Annotated in this window: 20 protein-coding genes; 8 read left to right on the forward strand and 12 right to left on the reverse strand. The window is 67.5% G+C overall.

Features of this window, described 5'->3' with window-relative positions:
- Positions 1-26 precede the first annotated feature (26 nt).
- On the forward strand, positions 27-644 hold the full coding sequence (locus tag EF888_RS03850) for a DUF2238 domain-containing protein (protein ID WP_109757950.1): 618 nt from the start codon (positions 27-29) through the stop codon (positions 642-644).
- On the opposite strand, the gene EF888_RS03855 is transcribed toward EF888_RS03850, so the two are convergent.
- The 5 genes from EF888_RS03855 to EF888_RS03875 all read right to left on the reverse strand — a co-directional run bounded on the left by EF888_RS03855 (position 628) and on the right by EF888_RS03875 (position 6,546).
- On the reverse strand, positions 628-1,077 hold the full coding sequence (locus tag EF888_RS03855) for an ACT domain-containing protein (RefSeq protein ID WP_206508420.1): 450 nt from the start codon (positions 1,075-1,077) through the stop codon (positions 628-630). The genes EF888_RS03850 and EF888_RS03855 overlap by 17 nt on opposite strands.
- A 216-nt stretch (positions 1,078-1,293) precedes the next feature.
- Positions 1,294-4,119, reverse strand: coding sequence for a DNA polymerase I (polA, locus tag EF888_RS03860; RefSeq protein WP_109757532.1), 2,826 nt, complete (start codon positions 4,117-4,119; stop codon positions 1,294-1,296).
- Between the two features lie 71 nt (positions 4,120-4,190).
- Positions 4,191-4,505 (reverse strand): ArsR/SmtB family transcription factor, encoded by a 315-nt coding sequence (locus tag EF888_RS03865; protein WP_109757533.1) that lies wholly within the window; start codon positions 4,503-4,505, stop codon positions 4,191-4,193.
- Positions 4,492-4,938 carry an SRPBCC family protein gene (locus EF888_RS03870; protein WP_109757534.1) on the reverse strand — a complete coding sequence of 149 codons (447 nt, stop codon included), beginning with the start codon at positions 4,936-4,938 and terminating at the stop codon, positions 4,492-4,494. Before EF888_RS03870 ends, EF888_RS03865 begins: the two co-directional genes overlap by 14 nt.
- Before the next feature lie 69 nt (positions 4,939-5,007).
- Positions 5,008-6,546 carry a helicase HerA-like domain-containing protein gene (locus EF888_RS03875; RefSeq protein ID WP_109757535.1) on the reverse strand — a complete coding sequence of 513 codons (1,539 nt, stop codon included), beginning with the start codon at positions 6,544-6,546 and terminating at the stop codon, positions 5,008-5,010.
- Between the two features lie 495 nt (positions 6,547-7,041).
- Between EF888_RS03875 and EF888_RS03880 the strand changes: the two genes are divergently transcribed.
- A complete protein-coding gene (locus EF888_RS03880; protein ID WP_109757536.1) occupies positions 7,042-7,740 on the forward strand; it encodes an invasion associated locus B family protein in 699 nt (232 codons plus the stop codon).
- 3 nt (positions 7,741-7,743) lie between these two features.
- On the opposite strand, the gene EF888_RS03885 is transcribed toward EF888_RS03880, so the two are convergent.
- A complete protein-coding gene (locus EF888_RS03885) occupies positions 7,744-8,370 on the reverse strand; it encodes an ImuA family protein (protein ID WP_241239793.1) in 627 nt (208 codons plus the stop codon).
- 141 nt (positions 8,371-8,511) lie between these two features.
- Here EF888_RS03885 and EF888_RS03890 point away from each other — a divergent pair, with 141 nt between their 5' ends.
- The 6 genes from EF888_RS03890 to EF888_RS03915 all read left to right on the forward strand — a co-directional run bounded on the left by EF888_RS03890 (position 8,512) and on the right by EF888_RS03915 (position 12,442).
- Complete coding sequence (locus tag EF888_RS03890) at positions 8,512-8,943, forward strand: DsrE family protein (RefSeq protein ID WP_109757537.1); 432 nt, start codon at positions 8,512-8,514, stop codon at positions 8,941-8,943.
- A 70-nt stretch (positions 8,944-9,013) separates the two neighbouring features.
- On the forward strand, positions 9,014-10,054 hold the full coding sequence (locus EF888_RS03895; protein WP_109757538.1) for an aldo/keto reductase: 1,041 nt from the start codon (positions 9,014-9,016) through the stop codon (positions 10,052-10,054).
- A gap of 72 nt (positions 10,055-10,126) precedes the next feature.
- Complete coding sequence (locus EF888_RS03900) at positions 10,127-10,477, forward strand: hypothetical protein (protein WP_109757539.1); 351 nt, start codon at positions 10,127-10,129, stop codon at positions 10,475-10,477.
- Positions 10,474-10,995 (forward strand): lipocalin family protein, encoded by a 522-nt coding sequence (locus tag EF888_RS03905; protein ID WP_109757540.1) that lies wholly within the window; start codon positions 10,474-10,476, stop codon positions 10,993-10,995. Before EF888_RS03900 ends, EF888_RS03905 begins: the two co-directional genes overlap by 4 nt.
- The gene (locus EF888_RS03910; RefSeq protein WP_109757541.1) at positions 10,992-11,498 is read left to right on the forward strand and encodes an NAD(P)-binding domain-containing protein; all 507 of its coding nucleotides are present in this window, start codon (positions 10,992-10,994) and stop codon (positions 11,496-11,498) included. The genes EF888_RS03905 and EF888_RS03910 overlap by 4 nt, the downstream gene beginning before the upstream one ends.
- 53 nt (positions 11,499-11,551) lie before the next feature.
- The gene (locus EF888_RS03915; protein WP_109757542.1) at positions 11,552-12,442 is read left to right on the forward strand and encodes a DMT family transporter; all 891 of its coding nucleotides are present in this window, start codon (positions 11,552-11,554) and stop codon (positions 12,440-12,442) included.
- On the opposite strand, the gene EF888_RS03920 is transcribed toward EF888_RS03915, so the two are convergent.
- From EF888_RS03920 to EF888_RS03945, 6 genes are all read right to left on the reverse strand, one after another.
- On the reverse strand, positions 12,439-13,095 hold the full coding sequence (locus EF888_RS03920) for an NUDIX hydrolase (RefSeq protein ID WP_109757953.1): 657 nt from the start codon (positions 13,093-13,095) through the stop codon (positions 12,439-12,441). The genes EF888_RS03915 and EF888_RS03920 overlap by 4 nt on opposite strands.
- A 13-nt stretch (positions 13,096-13,108) precedes the next feature.
- On the reverse strand, positions 13,109-13,558 hold the full coding sequence (locus tag EF888_RS03925; RefSeq protein ID WP_241239794.1) for a DUF983 domain-containing protein: 450 nt from the start codon (positions 13,556-13,558) through the stop codon (positions 13,109-13,111).
- A gap of 79 nt (positions 13,559-13,637) precedes the next feature.
- Positions 13,638-13,907, reverse strand: a complete 270-nt coding sequence (locus tag EF888_RS03930; protein ID WP_126918484.1) for a hypothetical protein — start codon at positions 13,905-13,907, stop codon at positions 13,638-13,640.
- Positions 13,908-14,029: 122 nt separating this feature from the next.
- Complete coding sequence (metG, locus tag EF888_RS03935; RefSeq protein ID WP_109757545.1) at positions 14,030-15,745, reverse strand: methionine--tRNA ligase; 1,716 nt, start codon at positions 15,743-15,745, stop codon at positions 14,030-14,032.
- Between the two features lie 85 nt (positions 15,746-15,830).
- Positions 15,831-16,733, reverse strand: coding sequence for a polyphosphate kinase 2 (ppk2, locus tag EF888_RS03940; RefSeq protein ID WP_109757546.1), 903 nt, complete (start codon positions 16,731-16,733; stop codon positions 15,831-15,833).
- Between the two features lie 76 nt (positions 16,734-16,809).
- Complete coding sequence (locus tag EF888_RS03945; RefSeq protein ID WP_109757547.1) at positions 16,810-17,598, reverse strand: enoyl-ACP reductase FabI; 789 nt, start codon at positions 17,596-17,598, stop codon at positions 16,810-16,812.
- Positions 17,599-17,602: the final 4 nt, after the last annotated feature.

Below are 17,602 nucleotides of genomic sequence, written 5' to 3' on the forward strand. Positions count from 1 at the left end.
CGCATCTCACCCGTCAGATGCCGCGCATGGCCCGTTTCGCCCCCACACCGGCAGAAAAGACCGTGGGACTCTTCACCCTCGCCTATGTGCTTGGGTTCACGGTCTGGTTCCTGTCGATCGGCAACTACGAGTTCGTCGTCTACATCGTGACGATGGCGATCCTGATCGGACTCGTCGCCTTTTCGCTGAGGGCGGCCGAGTATCCGCCCGCGATGCTCTGGGCGCTGTCGCTCTGGGGGCTGGCGCACATGGCGGGGGGCGGCGTGCCGGTGGATGGATCGGTCCTCTACAACCTGCGCCTTCTGCCGCTGATCGAGAGCGGAGAGGTCTTCATCCTGAAGTACGACCAGGTGGTCCACGCCTGGGGGTTCGGCGTGACGGCCTGGGTGTTGCATCACCTTCTGACGCGGCATTTCCCCGAGACGCGCGGCACCTGGACCGCCGCCACCTATCCCGCCTTCGCGGCCATGGGGCTGGGTGCCTTGAACGAGATCATCGAGTTCACGGCGGTGCTGGCCGTGCCCGATACGAACGTCGGCGGCTATTACAACACCGCGCTCGACCTCTGCTTCAACGCGGGCGGGGCGGTGATCGCGATGGTTCTGGTGTCGGTCTTCGGACGGCGGGTCAGTCCGCGTCCGTGAACTCGTCCTGCCCGTCGCGGGCGCGGGCCTGGAGCACGCGCAGCGCATCCAGCGCGCGGTCGGCGTGTTTCTTCGGGACGAAGACGTGGTCGTGCTGGGTGGCGGCGACGACGTTGGCGGGGATGCGGTGGCGCGCGAGTTCGCCCGCGACGGCGGCGGTGAGGCCGACGCCCGAGACCGAGGAGTAAACCATCAGCGTGATGCGCCGCATCTTCTCGCCGTAGGAGAGGCCCAGGCGATCGGCCTCGGACTTTTCGAGGACGAGCGACATGCCTTCGTCCTCGGCGAAGGTGGCGAGGGCGAGGGTCGCGGCGGCGGTGGCGTCCTCGGTGTTGAGCATGGTGCAGAACACGTAGGTGCCGGGCTGGAGCACGGGCGTCATGTTCGCGATCATCTTGCGCGTGCCCTTCACGGGCCGTGTGCCACTTTTCATGCGTGCATTAAGGCGGGGGAGGCGAGCGTTTGGCAAGCCCGCGAAAGAAGACGGCCCGCCCTCACGGAGGCGGGCCGTCGAAAATGGATTTCACTCAAAAAAGCACGAAAGTACTGGTTACCCAACCCCTGTTAAAACACACGCTCCTTTGTGCAGCGCCCGTGCAGATTCTGTCAAGAACGTGTGGAGACTGTGACTAAAATGTGATCGGACGGTCTAGTGGGCCAGGGCCCAGTTCGCGCCGCGCCCCGCATCGACGATGAGCGGGACGTCGAGACGGACGGCGGGGTGGGCGGCGCCCTCCATCACGCGCTTGGCGATGGCGATGAGGTCGTCGGCCGCGCCTTCCTCGACTTCGAAGAGCAGTTCGTCGTGGACTTGCAGGAGCATTTTCGCCGGCAGACCGTCGATGGCGTCGGGCATCCGGATCATGGCGCGGCGGATGATGTCGGCGGCGGTGCCCTGAATCGGCGCGTTGATCGCGGCGCGACGGGCGAATCCGGCGGTCGGGCCCTTGGCGTTGATCTCGGGCGTGTTGATGCGGCGGCCGAAGAGGGTGCGGACGTGCATGTGCTCGCGCGCGAAGGCGATGGTGTCGTCCATGTAGGTGCGGATGCCTGGGAATCGCTCGAAATAGCGGTCGATGAAGGCCTGCGCCTCGTCGCGCGGGATCCGGAGGTTGCGGGCGAGACCCCAGCCGGAGATGCCGTAGATGACGCCGAAGTTGATCGCCTTGGCCTGGCGGCGGATGTCGGGGGTCATCTCGTCGAGGGGGACGCTGAACATCTCGGACGCGGTGGCGGCGTGGATGTCCTGGCCCTCGCGGAAGGCCTCCTTCAGAGCCGGAATGTCGGCGGTATGGGCGAGGATGCGCAACTCGATCTGGGAATAGTCGAGGCTGACGAGGGTGTGGCCGGGCGTCGCCACGAAGGCCTCGCGGATGCGGCGGCCTTCCTCGGTGCGGATCGGGATGTTCTGGAGGTTGGGGTCGGTCGAGGCGAGGCGGCCCGTGTTCGCGCCGGCGATGGAATAGGAGGTGTGGACGCGTCCCGTCTCGGCGTTGACGTGGTCCTGAAGCGCGTCGGTGTAGGTCGACTTGAGCTTCTGGACCTGGCGGTAGTCGAGGATGAGACCGGGCAGGGCATGTTCGGTCGCCAGGTCCTCCAGCACGTCGGCGGGGGTCGAATACTTGCCGGTCTTGCCCTTCTTGCCGCCCGGCAGCCCCTTCACCTCGAAGAGGATGTCGCCGACCTGGCTGGGCGAGCCCACGTTGAACTTCTGGCCGGCGGCTTCGTAGATCTCGTCCTCGAGCTGGGCCATCTTCTGGGCGAAGGCGTTCGACATGCGCGACAGGACGGACTTGTCGACCTTGACGCCCGCCATTTCCATGTCGGTCAGGACGGCGACGAGGGGGCGTTCCAGCGTCTCGTAGACCGTGGCGACCCGCGCGACGTGAAGCTGGGGGCGGAACGTCTGCCAGAGCCGGAGCGTGACGTCGGCGTCCTCGGAGGCATAGGTTACGGCGTCGTCGATCTTGACCGCGTCGAAGGTGCGCTGCGCCTTGCCCGAGCCGATCAGCGTCTTGATGGCGATGGGATTGTGGCCGAGGTAGCGCTCGCTGACCTCGTCCATGCCGTGGTTGTGCAGCCCGGCGTGAAGCGCGTAGCTCATCAGCATGGTGTCGTCGATGGGAGCCATGCGGATGCCGTAACGCGCCAGCACCTTCACGTCGTACTTGGCGTTGTGGTTGATCTTGAGGACGGCGGGGTCTTCCAGCAGCGGCTTGAGACGTGCCAGGCATTCGGGAAGCGGCATCTGGTTCGGCGCCAGCTCGTCCGAGCCGAAGAGACCGACGCCGCCTTCCTCGCGGTGGGCGAGGGGGACGTAGGCCGCGTGCCCCGCCTCGACGGCGAGGCTGATTCCGACGAGTTCGGCCTTCATCTCGTCGAGGCTCGTCGTCTCGGTATCGACCGAGATCCAGCCGGTGGCGTGGGCCTTGTCGATCCACGCCTGAAGCTCGGCGGCGGTCGTGACGCAGGTGTAGTTCTTCGCGTCGAAGGGCAGGTCGGGCGCACCGGGCAGGCTGGCGTCGGCCGAGTCGTCCGGCAGGCCGCCCGAGGCGGCGGGCTGGGTCTCGGCGACGGCGGGCACCTCGACACCGAGCTTCTCGGCCACGCGGCGGGTGATGGTGCGGAATTCCATCTGCCCGAGGAAGGCGAGGAGGTCGTCGGCGACCGGCTCCTTCACCTCGAGCGTGTCGAGGTCGTAGCCGAGGTCCATCTCGCAATCGAGGCTGACGAGTTTCTTCGACAGCCGGATCTGGTCGGCATGGTCGATCAGCACCTGCCGGCGTTTCGGCTGCTTGATCTCTTCCGCGCGTTCAAGAAGCGTTTCGAGGTCGCCGTATTCGTTGATGAGAAGGGCGGCGGTCTTGATGCCGATGCCGGGCGCGCCGGGCACGTTGTCGACGCTGTCGCCGGCCAGCGCCTGCACGTCGACGACGCGCTCGGGGTAGACGCCGAACTTCTCGAGCACCCCCTCGCGGTCGATGCGGGCGTTCTTCATGGCGTCATACATCTCGACCCCGTCGCCGACGAGCTGCATCAGGTCCTTGTCGGACGACACGATGGTCACGCGCCCGCCCGCGTCACGGGCCTTGCAGGCGAGCGTGGCGATGATGTCGTCGGCCTCGAAGCCTTCCTGTTCGAGGCAGGCGAGGTTGAAGGCGCGCGTCGCCTCGCGGGTCAGCGGGATCTGCGGGCGCAGGTCTTCGGGCATCGCCTCGCGGTTGGCTTTGTAGAGGTCGTACATCTCGTTGCGGAAGGTGTGCGAGCCCTTGTCGAAGACGACGGCGGCATGGGTGGGCGCGTCGGGGCCGCGATTGTCCTCGATCATCTTCCAGATCATGTTGACGAAGCCCGAGACCGCACCGACCGGCAGGCCATCGGACTTGCGCGTGAGCGGCGGCAGCGCGTGGTAGGCGCGGAAGATGAAGGCCGAGCCGTCGACCAGGCTGAGGTGATGTCCCTTGCCGAATGCCATCTTCGTCCCCCGTTCGCTGTCCCGGCTGTCTTGCCACGATAGGACGTGGATCGCCAGAGGCGGGCGCGGGGTCAGCGTTCGACGTGGGCCTTGAGGCGGGCGAGGGTATCCTCCCATCCGCGCGCGATGCGGGCGAGGTGGTCCTGGGCCGAGGTGATGCCGCCGTCGCGGAGGCGGAAGCGGCGCTCGCGTCCGCTGGTGTGCGAGACGACGAGGCCCGCAGCCTCGAGGACCGCGAGATGCTTGGCGATCCCCTGACGCGAGATGTCCGTGCCCTGCGCGAGGGCGGCGAGGGGCTGCTCGCCGCCGCCGAGCCGGTCGAGGAGCATCAGCCGGGTCGGGTCGCCCAGGGCCGCGAAGATGGCGGCCGGGTCAGGCCTCGACATGGGCCTTGAGGTTGGCGCACTGGATCTCCCAGCCGCCTTCGTTGTCCGGGCGCTTGCGCTCGGCGACCTCGAGCGGAAGCGCGGCGAAGCCGGACTCGATGACGGTGACGCGGGTGCCGCCGTTCTCCTCGGTGAGCGTCCAGGTGACGCGGGTGGTGAGCGCCGTCGACGGGTCCCTGTCGTCGGCCTTTTCGTCAAGCGGCCAGTCGAAGGCGAAGCGGGTGGGCCGGTCGATGACGACGGGCCGGACCCAGAAGCGCAGGCCTTCGTGCCCGGGAGAGGTGATCTCGGCGCCGAGGACGCGGTCTTCCTCGAAGGGGCCGTCGAAGCGGGCTCGGAACCAGGTGCCGAACTCGCCCGCGTCGGCGAGGGCCTGCCAGACGTCGTCGGGCTTGGCGTCGATCCAGACGGATTTTTCGATTGTGTCCTGCATTGTGCAACCTCCTGGTTGCCAATCTAGCGCGGGGCGTGGGATTGGCAACCAAAAGGTTGCGGGATGGCGTCACTTGGCTTTGAAGAGCCCGCCCAGGATGCCGCGCACGATGCGGCGGCCGGTGGTGCCGGTGAGTTCGCGCACGACCATCTTGGTGATCTTGTCGCCGACGCCGTCCGAGCGGGTGGAGCGTGAGGTCGAGCGGCCGACGCGGTCGGCTTCATAGCGGCGGGCCTGCTTGTATTCGCGCTCCTGCTCCTCGGCCTCGGCTTCGGCGCGTTCGGCCTCCTCGGCCTGGCGCGCGGCGTCGCCGGCGCGCTTCGTCAGGATCTCGTGGGCACTCTCGCGGTCCATCAGCTTGTCGTACTTGCCGGCGACCGGAGAAGCATTCTGGACGTCGCGGCGCTCGCTGGGCGTGATGGGGCCGAGCTGCGACGAGGGCGGGCGGATCAGCGTGCGCTCGACGATGCCGGGGGCGCCCTTGGCTTCGAGCATCGAGGTCACGGCCTCGCCGGTGCCGACTTCGCGGATCGCCTGTTCGGTCGAGAAGCGGGGGTTGGCGCGATAGGTCTCGGACGCCTGTCTCAGGGCCTTCTGGTCCTTGGGCGTGAAGGCGCGGAGCGCGTGCTGCACGCGGTTGCCGAGCTGGCCCAGGATGTCTTCGGGCACGTCGTCGGGGTTCTGGGTGACGAAGTAGACGCCGACGCCCTTCGAGCGGATCAGGCGGGCGACCTGCTCGACCTTGTCGACCAGCGCCTTGGGGGCGTCCTCGAAGAGGAGGTGGGCCTCGTCGAAGAAGAAGACGAGCTTCGGCTTGTCGGGGTCGCCGACCTCGGGGAGCTCTTCGAAGAGTTCGGAGAGAAGCCAGAGGAGCGAGGTGGCGTAGAGGCGCGGCGAGGACATCAGCTTGTCGGCGGCAAGGATGTTGATGCGGCCGCGCCCGTCGATATCGGTGCGCATGATGTCCGAGAGATCGAGCGCGGGCTCGCCGAAGAACTGCGCGCCGCCCTGGTTCTCGAGCACGAGAAGCTGGCGCTGGATGGCGCCCACGGAGGCGGTGGCGATGTTGCCGTAGCGGAGCGAGACGGTCTCGCGGTTCTCGCCCAGCCAGACGAGCATCGACTGGAGGTCCTTGAGGTCGAGAAGGGCGAGGCCTTCCTCGTCGGCGACGCGGAAGGCGATGTTGAGGATGCCTTCCTGCGCCTCGGAGAGTTCAAGGAGGCGGGCGAGGAGGAGCGGACCCATCTCGGAGACGGTGGTGCGGACGGGATGGCCCTGTTCGCCGAAGATGTCCCAGAAGGTGACGGGGAAGGCGTCGTAGGTGTAGTCGGCAAAGCCGATGGTGGCCGCGCGCTTGGTGAAGGCGTCGTGGAGCTTGGCGTCGGGGCTGCCGGCGCGGGCGAGGCCCGAGAGATCGCCCTTCACGTCGGCGAGGAAGACGGGCACGCCGTTCGCCGAAAAGCTCTCGGCCATGATCTGGAGCGTCACGGTCTTGCCGGTGCCGGTCGCGCCCGCGACGAGGCCGTGGCGGTTGGCGTACTTGAGGAGAAGCTGCTGCGGGGTCGCGTAATCCGGTCCGCCGCCGCCGATGAAGATGGTGTCCGTCACAATGCCCGTCCCCGAGGTTCGTTTTGAATGCCGGGCGAGAATACCCGGTTAACCAATATGTGCCAGTCTGCACCTGCGCGCATCGGGCAGTCCGTCCGGCGGCGCGCACTTCCTCCCTGTTGACTGGCCGCGCCGAAAGGCGCGGCCTTTTTCGCTTGTCGGCGTCAAGGAAGCTGCGGCTTGTCCCCTCAACCATCGGAGGAGTAACCGAAAAATGTGATCCGAATCCTGTTGACGGGTCGGAAATCTGCCCTTAGCCTCGCATCAAATATCAATAGTCGGCCAGTCCGGCAGGGAGTGAAGAGAAAAAGGGTCCGTCAGGACCCTTTTTCTTTTGTCGTTTGTGTTCAACGGCTTGCGGCGCGATGTAAAGGTGGCGCGCGCAAGGCCGGGCGAAACGCCCGGCAATCACCCGCCGCCCTTCCCCGGGGGTGCCCCTGACAAGCCGTCGCCGCCGTGATAAACGCGGGGCAAACCTTTGCAGTCGAGGACAAGATGAGTTCACTGACCCGGATCGGCGCCCTTCTGACGGCCGCCACGTTGAGCGTTTCGCTTCCCCTTTTCGCCGTCGCGCAGGACGCGACGACCCCCGCACCCGAGGCCCCCGCCGAAGCCCCGGCGGATGCGCCGGCCGAAGCCCCGGCTGACGCGCCGGCCGCCCCCGAGGCGGGCCAGACCGTGACGCCGGATGACGGGCTGTCGCTTGGCCAGTCCGAGGACGGGGGCGTGGGTTCGACCTATGTCGCCGAGGAGTTCGGCGCGTGGCAGATGCGTTGCGTGAAGACCGAGGACGGCAAGGATCCTTGCCAGCTCTACCAGCTTCTGGAGGACGCGGCCGGCAACTCGGTCGCCGAGTTCAGCCTCTTCACGGTTCCTTCAGGGGGACAGGCCGTGGCGGGCGCGACCGCGATCACCCCGCTCGAGACGCTCTTGACGGCGAACCTGCGTCTGGCGGTCGATGCCGCGCAGGCGAAGGTTTATCCCTATTCGTTCTGCAGCCGGATGGGCTGCTTCTCGCGGCTGGGCTTCACCCAGGAGGATCTGGACGCCTTCCGCCGCGGCACGACCGCCAAGGTCATCATCGTCCCAGCCGCAGCGCCGGACGAGACGGTCGACCTGACGATGTCGCTGTCGGGCTTCACTGCGGGCTGGACCGCGCTGGAAGCGGCGAACGCTGCGGCCGCGGCCCAGTAAGGCTCAAGCCTGGGCGGGGGAGAGGCGCGGCCCCTCCTTCGTCCCTTCGACCGTCCAGCGCGCCTCGGGCTGCATCCGGGCGCGCAGACGGGCCAGCCGCCAGGCTTCGCGCCCGTTCTCGCCGTGGGCGGGCCGCATCGACCAGCGCGTCTCGACCCCCGGCGCCCCGCCGTCGCCCGGCGTGAGGATCAGCCCGAGAGGTGCAACCTTGCCTTCCTCGGCCCCCGTCTCGGCGGCGAGGTGCAGGCGGCGCACGGCGGTGAGGCCAGGCGGATGCGGCAGGTCGGCGACCACCAGCGAGACGAGTCCCGCGCGCAGCGATTCCTCCATCGTCCAGAGCAGATCCTCGGGCCGGATGGGCGAGATGAAGATGAACCGCGACGGGTCGGCGAGGGACAGCATCCCCTCGGGGTTGATCTGGCCCGGCATCCACGACGGCTTGATCCAGAACACCGTGCCTTCCATCGCGCCCGCGACCATCAGCGCCATGCGCCGCCGCGCGCCGCCGCAGACCTCGTGAACCCGCGTCCGGTCGAGCGCGAGATCGCCCAGGAACCGCACCGGCGGGAGGCTGCGGCGTTTCTTGCGCGTCTGGGCGAGGATGAGGGCGGCGTCTGCGGCGTCGGGCATGGGTGGAACGTTAGTTCGTTCCCGTTCTGTTCTCAATAGGCCGGGCGTGGCATTCTCACATTCTTCCATTCCATGTCGTGAATGCGTGACAGCCCGGCCAAAGCCGGTAGTCTGGCCGGACGACATAACGGGAGGACATCCATGAAACCGATCGCCACCGCCGCCGTGCTGATGCTGCTGCCCTTCGGCGCATTGGCCGAGGGCCAGACACATCACGTCGCCATCCACGTCGACCAGGACGACCCCCAGGTGATGAACATGGCGCTGAACAACGCCCAGAACATCGCCGCCTATTATGCCGGGCAGGGCGACGAGGTCGTCATCGAGATGGTCACCTACGGTCCCGGCCTCAAGATGCTGGTCGAGGAGTCGAGCCCGGTGAAGGACCGGATCTCGGCCATGTCGCTGGAGATGGAGAACATCACCTTCGCCGCCTGCGGCAACACGCTCGCGGGGATGGAGAAGAAGGCCGGACACGCCGTTCCCCTGATGAGCGAGGCCACGGTGGTCCCGTCGGGCGTCGTGCGGTTGATCGAGTTGCAGGAACAGGGCTACGCCTACGTCCGACCCTGACGCCGGACAGGGTTGCCATCCCCGTCCCAGCCGTTAGCACTTGGCGCGAACGACAGCGGACGGGGACAGCATGAAGACCGTGACACTCGGGCGGACGGAGATCGCCGTCACCGATCATTGCCTTGGCACGATGACCTGGGGCACGCAGACGGGCGAGGCCGTGGCGCATGCGCAGATCGACCGCGCGCTGGATGCCGGCATCACCTTCATGGACACCGCCGAGATGTACCCCGTGAACCCGGTCCGTGCCGAGACGGCGGGGCTGACCGAGACCATCATCGGCAACTGGATCGCAAAGGGCGGGTCGCGCGACCGATGGGTGATCGCGACGAAGCACGCGGGCATAAGGTCGGAATTGCGCGAGGGCCGGGGGATCGGGCCGGACACGGTACGCGAGACGCTGGAGGCGTCTCTGCGTCGGCTGAGGACGGATTACGTCGACCTCTACCAGTTCCACTGGCCGAACCGGGCGCATTACCACTTCCGCCGCAACTGGGGCTTCGATCCGAGCGAGCAGCCGCCGCGGGCCGAGATCCTCGACAACATGCACGCCGTGATGGAGGTGCTGGGCGACCTCGTGCGCGAGGGCAAGATCCGCGCCTTCGGGCTGTCGAACGAAAGCGCCTGGGGCACGATCAGGTGGAACGAGGCGGCCGAGGCGACGGGCGGACCTCGGGTCGCCTCGATCCAGAACGAGTATTCGCTGCTCTGCCGGCACTACGACACCGACATGGCCGAGGTCGGCTATCAGGAGGACGTGACGCTTTTGGCGTTCTCGCCCCTTGGCGCGGGTTACCTGACGGGGAAGTACCAGGGCCAGGTGCCCGAGGGATCGCGCATGGCGATCAACGGCAACCTTGGCGGGCGGAAGTCGGACCGGGCCGAGGGGGCGGTCGCGGCCTACCTCGACATCGCCGCGCGTCATGGTCTGGATCCCGTCCACATGGCGCTGGCCTGGACGGTGCAGCGGCCCTTCCCGACCATACCGATCTTCGGGGCCTCGACGCTGGAGCAACTGGACCGGATCCTCGCCGGGCTCGACGTCACCCTTGGCCGGGACGTGCTGGATGAGGTTTCGAAAGCACACCGGGCTCACCCCATGCCCTTCTGACCTTCGCCCGGCTTGCCCGGTCGCCGCGGTCTTTCTAGGGTTGTGACAAGGGGGAGCCAGGGGAGGCCAGGCATGTCTGCGATCCGTCGCATTTCGACGGTTCTTTTCTGCGTTCTGACGTTGGTGGCCTGCCAGGAGGACGGGGCGTTGCCAGCCGAGGGCGACAGCACGATTCCGGACGTCATGGCAGGAGCGCGGACCGACTGCGAACGCGCTGGCGGACGCTGGGGTCTGACGTCGTCCAAGACATCCTACGTCTGCTATCGCGCGATGCCGGACGCCAACAAGACATGCCGCTCTGCCGACGACTGCGACGGGCTGTGCCTTGCACGGTCGCGTACCTGTTCCCCCATCGAGCCGTTCTACGGCTGCCACCAGGTATTGTCCGGTTCGGGCCTGCCGCAGACCATGTGCATTGAATGAAACGAACGCTGCTTGCCTGCCTCACCCTCCTCATGGCCGCCTGCGCCGGGGGCGCCTACCGCGACACGGCGGTGCCGATGACCTCGATGGCGGTCTTCGACCCCGCCCGCTATGTGGGGACGTGGTACGAGATCGCGAGCTTTCCGGTGCCGTTCCAGGCCGGCTGCCGCAACACGCGCGCCGACTATGGGCCGGCGGGTCCGGGGGTCTTGAGCGTGCGGAACGCCTGCGACACCGACGGCGGTGCGAAGGTCATCACCGGCTCGGCGACAGTGGCCGGTCCGGGTCGGCTGAAAGTGCGGTTGCAGGGCGTGCCGGTGGCCGCGGATTATTGGGTGCTGTGGGTCGACGAGGGTTATCGCACCGCGGTCGTGGGAGTGCCCTCGGGGCGGGCGGGGTGGATCCTGAACCGCGACCCGCAGATCCCGCCCGACCGGCTCACCGCCGCGCGCGAGGTCCTGGCGTTCAACGGATATGACCTGGGCGAGCTGCGGATGACACCGCAGGCCGCGCAATGAGCGGCCACGCAGCGATCGTCGGACTGGGCGCGCGGGGCATGCGCTGGGCCGAGGCGCTTCAGGCGGCGGGGTGGATGGTGTCGGGTTTCGATCCCGACGACCGCGCCGGGCGCAAGCTGAGCGGCCCGACCTGGAAGCGCGAAGCGACAATTTCGGCTACGGTGCGGCGCGCGGATGTCGTGCTGTGCTTCCTGCCCGACCGGCTGGAACTCGTGCGGATGGTCCTTCAGCGCGTGCAGGCCGAGACGAAGCCCGAGACGATGGTCGCGGTCCACTCGCGTCTTCACGACGTGGACGAGGTTCAGGGCTGCGCGATGCGGCCGGCGCAGGTGGTGCGTCTGTCGGACGCCGTCGAGGGCGGGGTGGCGATGGACGTCAGCGCCCGGAACGACGACGCGCTGCGCGAGCGGGCCGCACTTTTCGTCGCGGACCTCGCGGCCGTGCTGAGCCTGGCGCCGCCCGCGGCGACCGCGCCGGATCTTCCCGCCAGCCGCGAGGCGTGAGACCCGGCCGATTGCGGTTTCACGCTCCTCTCGCCGTCGCTAGGCCGTAGCTCATGGAAGCCTGGGTCCTCTTCGCCATCGCCGCCGCCGCCGCGCAGACGCTGCGCTTCGCGTTGCAGAAGGTGCTGACGGGCGGAGCGCTCAGTCCAGCCGCCGCCACATGGGCGCGGTTTCTGTGGTCATGGCCTATCGCCATCCTTCTCGCCTTGCTCTGGGGGATCTGGACCGGGGCCGAGCGGCCGACGCTGACGCCCGCCTTCCTTCTCTGGGGCATGGCGGGCGGGTTGTTCCAGATCCTCGCCACGATCTGCACCGTCAGCCTCTTCCGGCTGCGCGCCTTTGCGGTCGGCATCACTTTCAAGAAGACCGAAGTCATGCTGACGGCGCTGGTGGGGTTTGTCCTTCTGGGCGACCGGCTGAGCGCGGCGGGCGTCGCGGCCATTGCCGCCGGGTTCTTCGGTGTCATTCTTCTGTCGGGGCCACCGGGGGGCGGAAGCCTTCTGAACCGGGCGGCGGGGATCGGGCTTCTGTCGGGTGTCTTCTTCGCGCTGTCCGCGGTGTGCTACCGGGGTGCGACCCTGGCGCTCGACACGGGCGATCCGGTTCTGACGGGCGGCGTCACCCTGTCGGTCGTGGCTCTCTGGCAGACCGTCGCCCTGGGCGTTTGGCTGGCCTGGCGCGAGCCGGGGCAAATCCGGGCGACGCTGGCGGCGTGGCGGACGACCTCGCTGGTGTCGGTCTTCTCACTGATGGGAAGCTGGAGCTGGTTCGCGGCCTTCTCGCTGATGAACGCGGCCTACGTCTTTGCCGTTGGACAGGTCGAGCTGATCTTCTCGCTTCTGGTGGGCTGGCTCTGGTTCCGCGAGCCGTTGAAGGCGCGCGAGCTTCTGGGGATGGCGGTGCTGACGGCGTCGATCCTCGGCGTCACGGCGCTGGTCGGCTAGAGCCAGATCACGCGGCCGTCGATCACGTCGTTCCTGATGAAGGGCACGCGAGCGGGTGCGGCGGTCGAGGGCAGGTGCTGCGCGAGTTCGGCGAGGACGACGCGCGTGATGAACGGCAGGTTCAGCGCGCGGACCTCGCCGAGAGGGACCCACGACAGGTGGATGAGTTCATCCTCGGCCCGCGAGAAGTCGTCGGGATCAGTGGCGAGGGCGGCCGCGTCGGCGATGAAGAAGCGCGCGTCGAAGCGGCGCGACCGGCCGGGAGGCGTCAGGGCGCGGAAGAAGAACGACAGGGGACTGGCGTCGGGGACGAGGCCGCGCTCGGCGAACCCGCTCCAGTCGTCGGGGGCGTCGGACCATTCGCCGGGGCGGCCGAGGCATTGTCCCGTCTCCTCCCACAACTCGCGAACTGCGGCCGCGGCCAGCTGGTCCGGCGTGGCGCCCGTCGTCTCGCCGGCAAGGCGCGCCCGGCAGACCTCCCCCGGTCCGGCGGCAAGGGGGACGGTTGCGTCTCCCGCATCGACCGCACCGCCCGGAAACACGAACTTGTCGGGCATGAAGGCGGCGGTGGCGCCCCTCTGCCCCATCAGCACGCGGGGCGAGGTCGCGGGGTCGCGGACGAGGATGACGGTCGCCGCGTCGCGGATCGCCATCGAGGGGATGGGGTCAGGCTGCGCCAAACCCGTGCATCCTCTTGGCCCACTGGAAGCCCACGATCGCCCCCTTGAGGCGCGGCAGAAGGTAGAGGGACAGAGCCACGCAGCCGACGGTGAAGGTCGAGGCCAGGACCATCGGTTCGGGCCGGAAGGTGGTGAACGCCCAGATGATCGCCGGCGCCATGATGTGGCCGACGATCAGGATCGTCAGGTAGGCGGGGCCGTCGTCGGCGCGGTGGTGGTGCAGGTCCTGTCCACAGACCGGGCAATTGTCGCGGATCTTGAGGTAGGACTTCATCAATGGGCCCTTGCCGCAATTCGGGCACCGCCGACGCCAGCCGCGGAAGAGAGCCGGACGCAGCGGCCGGTCGGGCGCGCCGTCGGCGGTTTCGGTCGCAGCGACGGCTGTTCCGTCCTGCGGATCGGTATACTGGTCGAACATCGGGTCCGCTTTCGTCATGGCCGGGAGAGTGGCCTGACATGGGGCCTCCCGAAAGCCGATGAAACGCCCTTGCGTCGGGATGTCGCGGCCCCGCCGCCTAGGGCAGGGTGCCCGTGATCCAGCGAAGGCTCCTCTCCGGGACCCGCGTGGGAGTGCGGTAGGTCAACTCGCGTCCCGCCTCGGCCATCCGCCGGTCGTATTCGCGCTTGGCGAGGTGCGTGGCATGGCTGCGGGCGTCGGAGAGGACCCGGGCGAGGCTGTCCGTCGCCTTGCACGACGGGCAGGTCACCTCGTGCTCGGGCATCGCGCGGCGAGGCGGCACGACGCGCACCGCGCAGGCGGCGCAGAGAATCACCGTTCGTGGCATCGACATCCCTCGTTCCGACAGGTTCCCGTTCGCACGGGAGGCTTGGCAGACCAAAGGGCCGATTTTTTGACGTCATGGTGGACTTACCCAAGGGAACCTGCCTCGGTCGTGCCGCAAAAGGGTCAGCGCTGCCCCGCAAAGCCGGTCTGCCAGTCTTCGCGCTCTTCGTCCGCGATCTTCTTGAAGAGCACCTCGGGCACGGTGAAGGCGTGGCCGGGCGGCAGAGCGGTCAGCGCGGCGCGCATGTCGGACGGCCAGTCGGTATCGAGCGTGTTCATCGCCGAAAGCATCGACCCTGCGGCGTCGGGGATGAAGGGCGCCGACAGGACTGCGTAGACGCGGATCAGGTTCAGGGCGAGGCGGACCTGCGCGGCGGCGCGGTCGGGGTCGTCCTTGAAGACCGACCAGGGTGCGGCGGACTGGAGGTATTCGTTGCCCGCGACCCAGATCGCGCGCAACTCGCCCGCGGCCTTGCGGACCTCGATCGCCTCCATCGCCGCTTCGTAGCGCGCGACGCCTTCGGATAGGCGCGCGATGAGGGCGTCTTCCTCGGCGCCCCAGTCGCCGCCTGACGGGACTTCCTCACCGAACTTCGAGCGGCAGAACTTGGTGACGCGGCTGACGAAGTTGCCGAGGACGTCGGCCAAATCCTTGTTCACGCTGGCCTGGAAATTCTCCCAGGTGAATTCCGCGTCCGAATTCTCGGGCGCATGCGACAGAAGCCACCAGCGCCAGTAGTCGGCGGGCAGGATCGACAGGGCCTGGTCCATGAAGACGCCACGCCCCTGCGAGGTCGAGAACTGGCCGCCGTCGTAGTTGAGGTAGTTGAACGACTTGATGTAGTCGACCAGCTTCCACGGCTCTCCAGAGCCGATGATCGTCGCCGGGAACGACAGCGTGTGGAACGGGACGTTGTCCTTGCCCATGAACTGGACATAGCGGACGTCGTCGGCACCCTTGTCCGTGCGCCACCAGCGCTCCCACTCGGCGTCGGGCGCACCGCGCGCGTCGGACCATTCCTTGGCGCAGGCGATGTATTCGATGGGGGCGTCGAACCAGACGTAGAAGACCTTGCCTTCCATGCCGGGCCAGTCCTCGGCGCCTTTCTTCACCGGGATGCCCCAGTCGAGGTCGCGGGTGATCCCGCGATCCTGGAGGCCGTCGCCGTCGTTGAGCCATTTCCTCGCGATGGAAGTCGTCAGGACAGGCCAGTCGGTCTTCGAGTCGATCCACTCCGACAACTGGCCGCGCAGGGACCGCTGCTTGAGGTAGAGGTGCTTCGTCTCGCGCACCTCGAGGTCGGTCGAACCGGAAATGGCCGAGCGTGGCTCGATCAGGTCGGTCGGGTCGAGCTGCTTGGTGCAGTTCTCGCACTGGTCGCCCCGCGCGCGGTCGTATCCGCAGTTGGGGCAGGTGCCTTCGATATAGCGGTCGGGCAGGAAGCGGCCGTCGGCATTCGAGTACATCTGTTTCTCCGACACCTCGGAGATCAGCCCGTTCTCGGCCAGCTTGCCGGCGAAGTGCTGGGTCAGCAGATGGTTCTGGGGCGAGGAGGAGCGGCCGAACTTGTCGAAGGACAGACGGAAGCCGTCCGAGAGCCTGGTTTGCACCTCGTGCATCTCGGCGCAGTAGTCGGCGACAGGCATCCCGGCCTTGGCGGCGGCAAGCTCGGCCGGCGTGCCGTGCTCGTCGGTGGCGCAGAGGAACAGCACCTCGTGGTCGCGGGCGCGCATGTAGCGCGCATAGAGGTCGGCGGGCAGCTGCGAGCCGACCAGGTTCCCCAGGTGCTTGATCCCGTTGATGTAGGGAATGGCGCTGGTGATGAGGATGCGGGCCATGGGTCACTCCGTGATGCGGAGTGTCCTTTACCTTGGGCGCGCGCGGACGTCACCCCCGGGAATGGGGGCTGAGCCCCTCGGCTGCTCAGGTCCTTTGCGCCTTGCGGGTATCGGGATGCAGCGCGGTAGCCAGGATATGGTCGGTCTTGTGCAGGACATGGTCCGCGCGCCCCACGATGCGCGGGTCGGGCGGCATGGCCACCTTCAGGTCCTTCCCGGGATAGTCGAGCGAGGACAGGAAGTGCCTCATGCAGTTCAGCCGGGCGCGTTTCTTGTCGTCGGACTTCACGATGGTCCAGGGGGCGTCGGCGGTATCGGTATAGAACAGCATCGCCTCCTTCGCCTCGGTATAGTCGTCCCACCGGTCGAGCGACGCCTTGTCGATGGGCGACAGCTTCCAGCGCTTGAGGGGATCGGTCTCACGCGAGGCGAAGCGGCGGCGCTGCTCGTCCCGGGTGACCGAGAACCAGTACTTGTACAGGCGGATGCCGGATCGGACGAGCATCCTCTCGAGGTCCGGGGTCTGGCGCATGAATTCGAGGTACTCGGAGGGTTCGCAGAACCCCATCACGCGCTCGACGCCCGCGCGGTTGTACCATGAGCGGTCGTAGAAGACCATTTCGCCGGCCGTCGGCAGGTGTGTCAGGTAGCGCTGGAAGAACCACTGGCCTTTCTCCTCCTCGGAGGGCTTGTTCAGCGCGACGACGCGGGCCTGGCGCGGGTTCAGGTGCTCCATGAACCGCTTGATCGTGCCGCCCTTCCCGGCGGCGTCGCGGCCCTCGAAGATCACGATGAACTTCTGGCCTGTTTCCTGCGCCCAAATCTGGACCTTCAGGAGTTCGGCCTGGAGGCGGGCCTTCTCGTCCTCGTAGGTCTTGAGGTCGAGCCTGTCCTCGTAGGGATAGACGTCGTTCTCGAAGACTGGGCCGGGCAGGGTGGCGGGCACCTGCACTGGTTCGGTCTTCGTCTGGGTCGCCGTTCCGTCCATCGCGCGCTCCTTTCGGTTGACGCGCGAAGTCTAAAGGGTTGCAAGCCGTCAGGCGTTGACCCGGATCAACCGGGCGTCAGGAGCTTTCCGGCTGCATCATGCCCAGCACATGGAAGCCGCCGTCGACGCGGACGATCTCCCCGGTGGTGCAGGCGCCGTAGTCCGAGCAGAGATAGACCGCGGTGCCGCCGATCGCCTCGAGCGTGGCGTTCTTGCGGAGGGGCGCGTTGGCCTCGGTCGTCTTGAAGGTCTTGCGCGCGCCGCCGATGGCGGCCCCCGCCAGCGTCTTCATCGGGCCGGGCGAGATTGCGTTGACGCGGATGCCTTCGGGCCCGAGGTCGTTGGCGAGATAGCGCACGGCACTTTCCAGCGCGGCCTTGGCGACGCCCATGACGTTGTAGTTCGGCTGGACGCGGTTCGAGCCCATGTAGGTCAGCGTCAGGATCGTGCCGCCCTCGGTCATCAGCGGACGCGCGCGGCGGGCGACCTCGACCAGCGAGTAGCACGAGATGGTCAGCGAGTTCTGGAAGTTCCGGCGGCTGGTGTCGATGAAGCGCCCGGTGAGTTCGTTCTTGTCCGAAAAGGCGATGGAGTGGACGAGAAAGTCGAGCTTGCCCCACTTCACGGCGATCTCGTTGAAGGCTTCGTCGAGAGAGGCGTCGTCGGTCACGTCGACGTCGATCAGGATGTCGGATCCGACACTGGCCGCGAGAGGTTCGACGCGCTTGCCGAAGGCTTCGCCCTGATAGGTGAAGGCGAGTTCGGCGCCTTCGGCGTGTAGCGCCTTCGCGATGCCCCAGGCGATGGAGTGATCGTTCGCGACCCCCATCACCAGTCCGCGTTTGCCCGTCATCAGGTCGGCCATGGCA

The sequence above is a fragment of the Silicimonas algicola genome (assembly GCF_003970735.1).
Taxonomy (GTDB): domain Bacteria; phylum Pseudomonadota; class Alphaproteobacteria; order Rhodobacterales; family Rhodobacteraceae; genus Silicimonas; species Silicimonas algicola.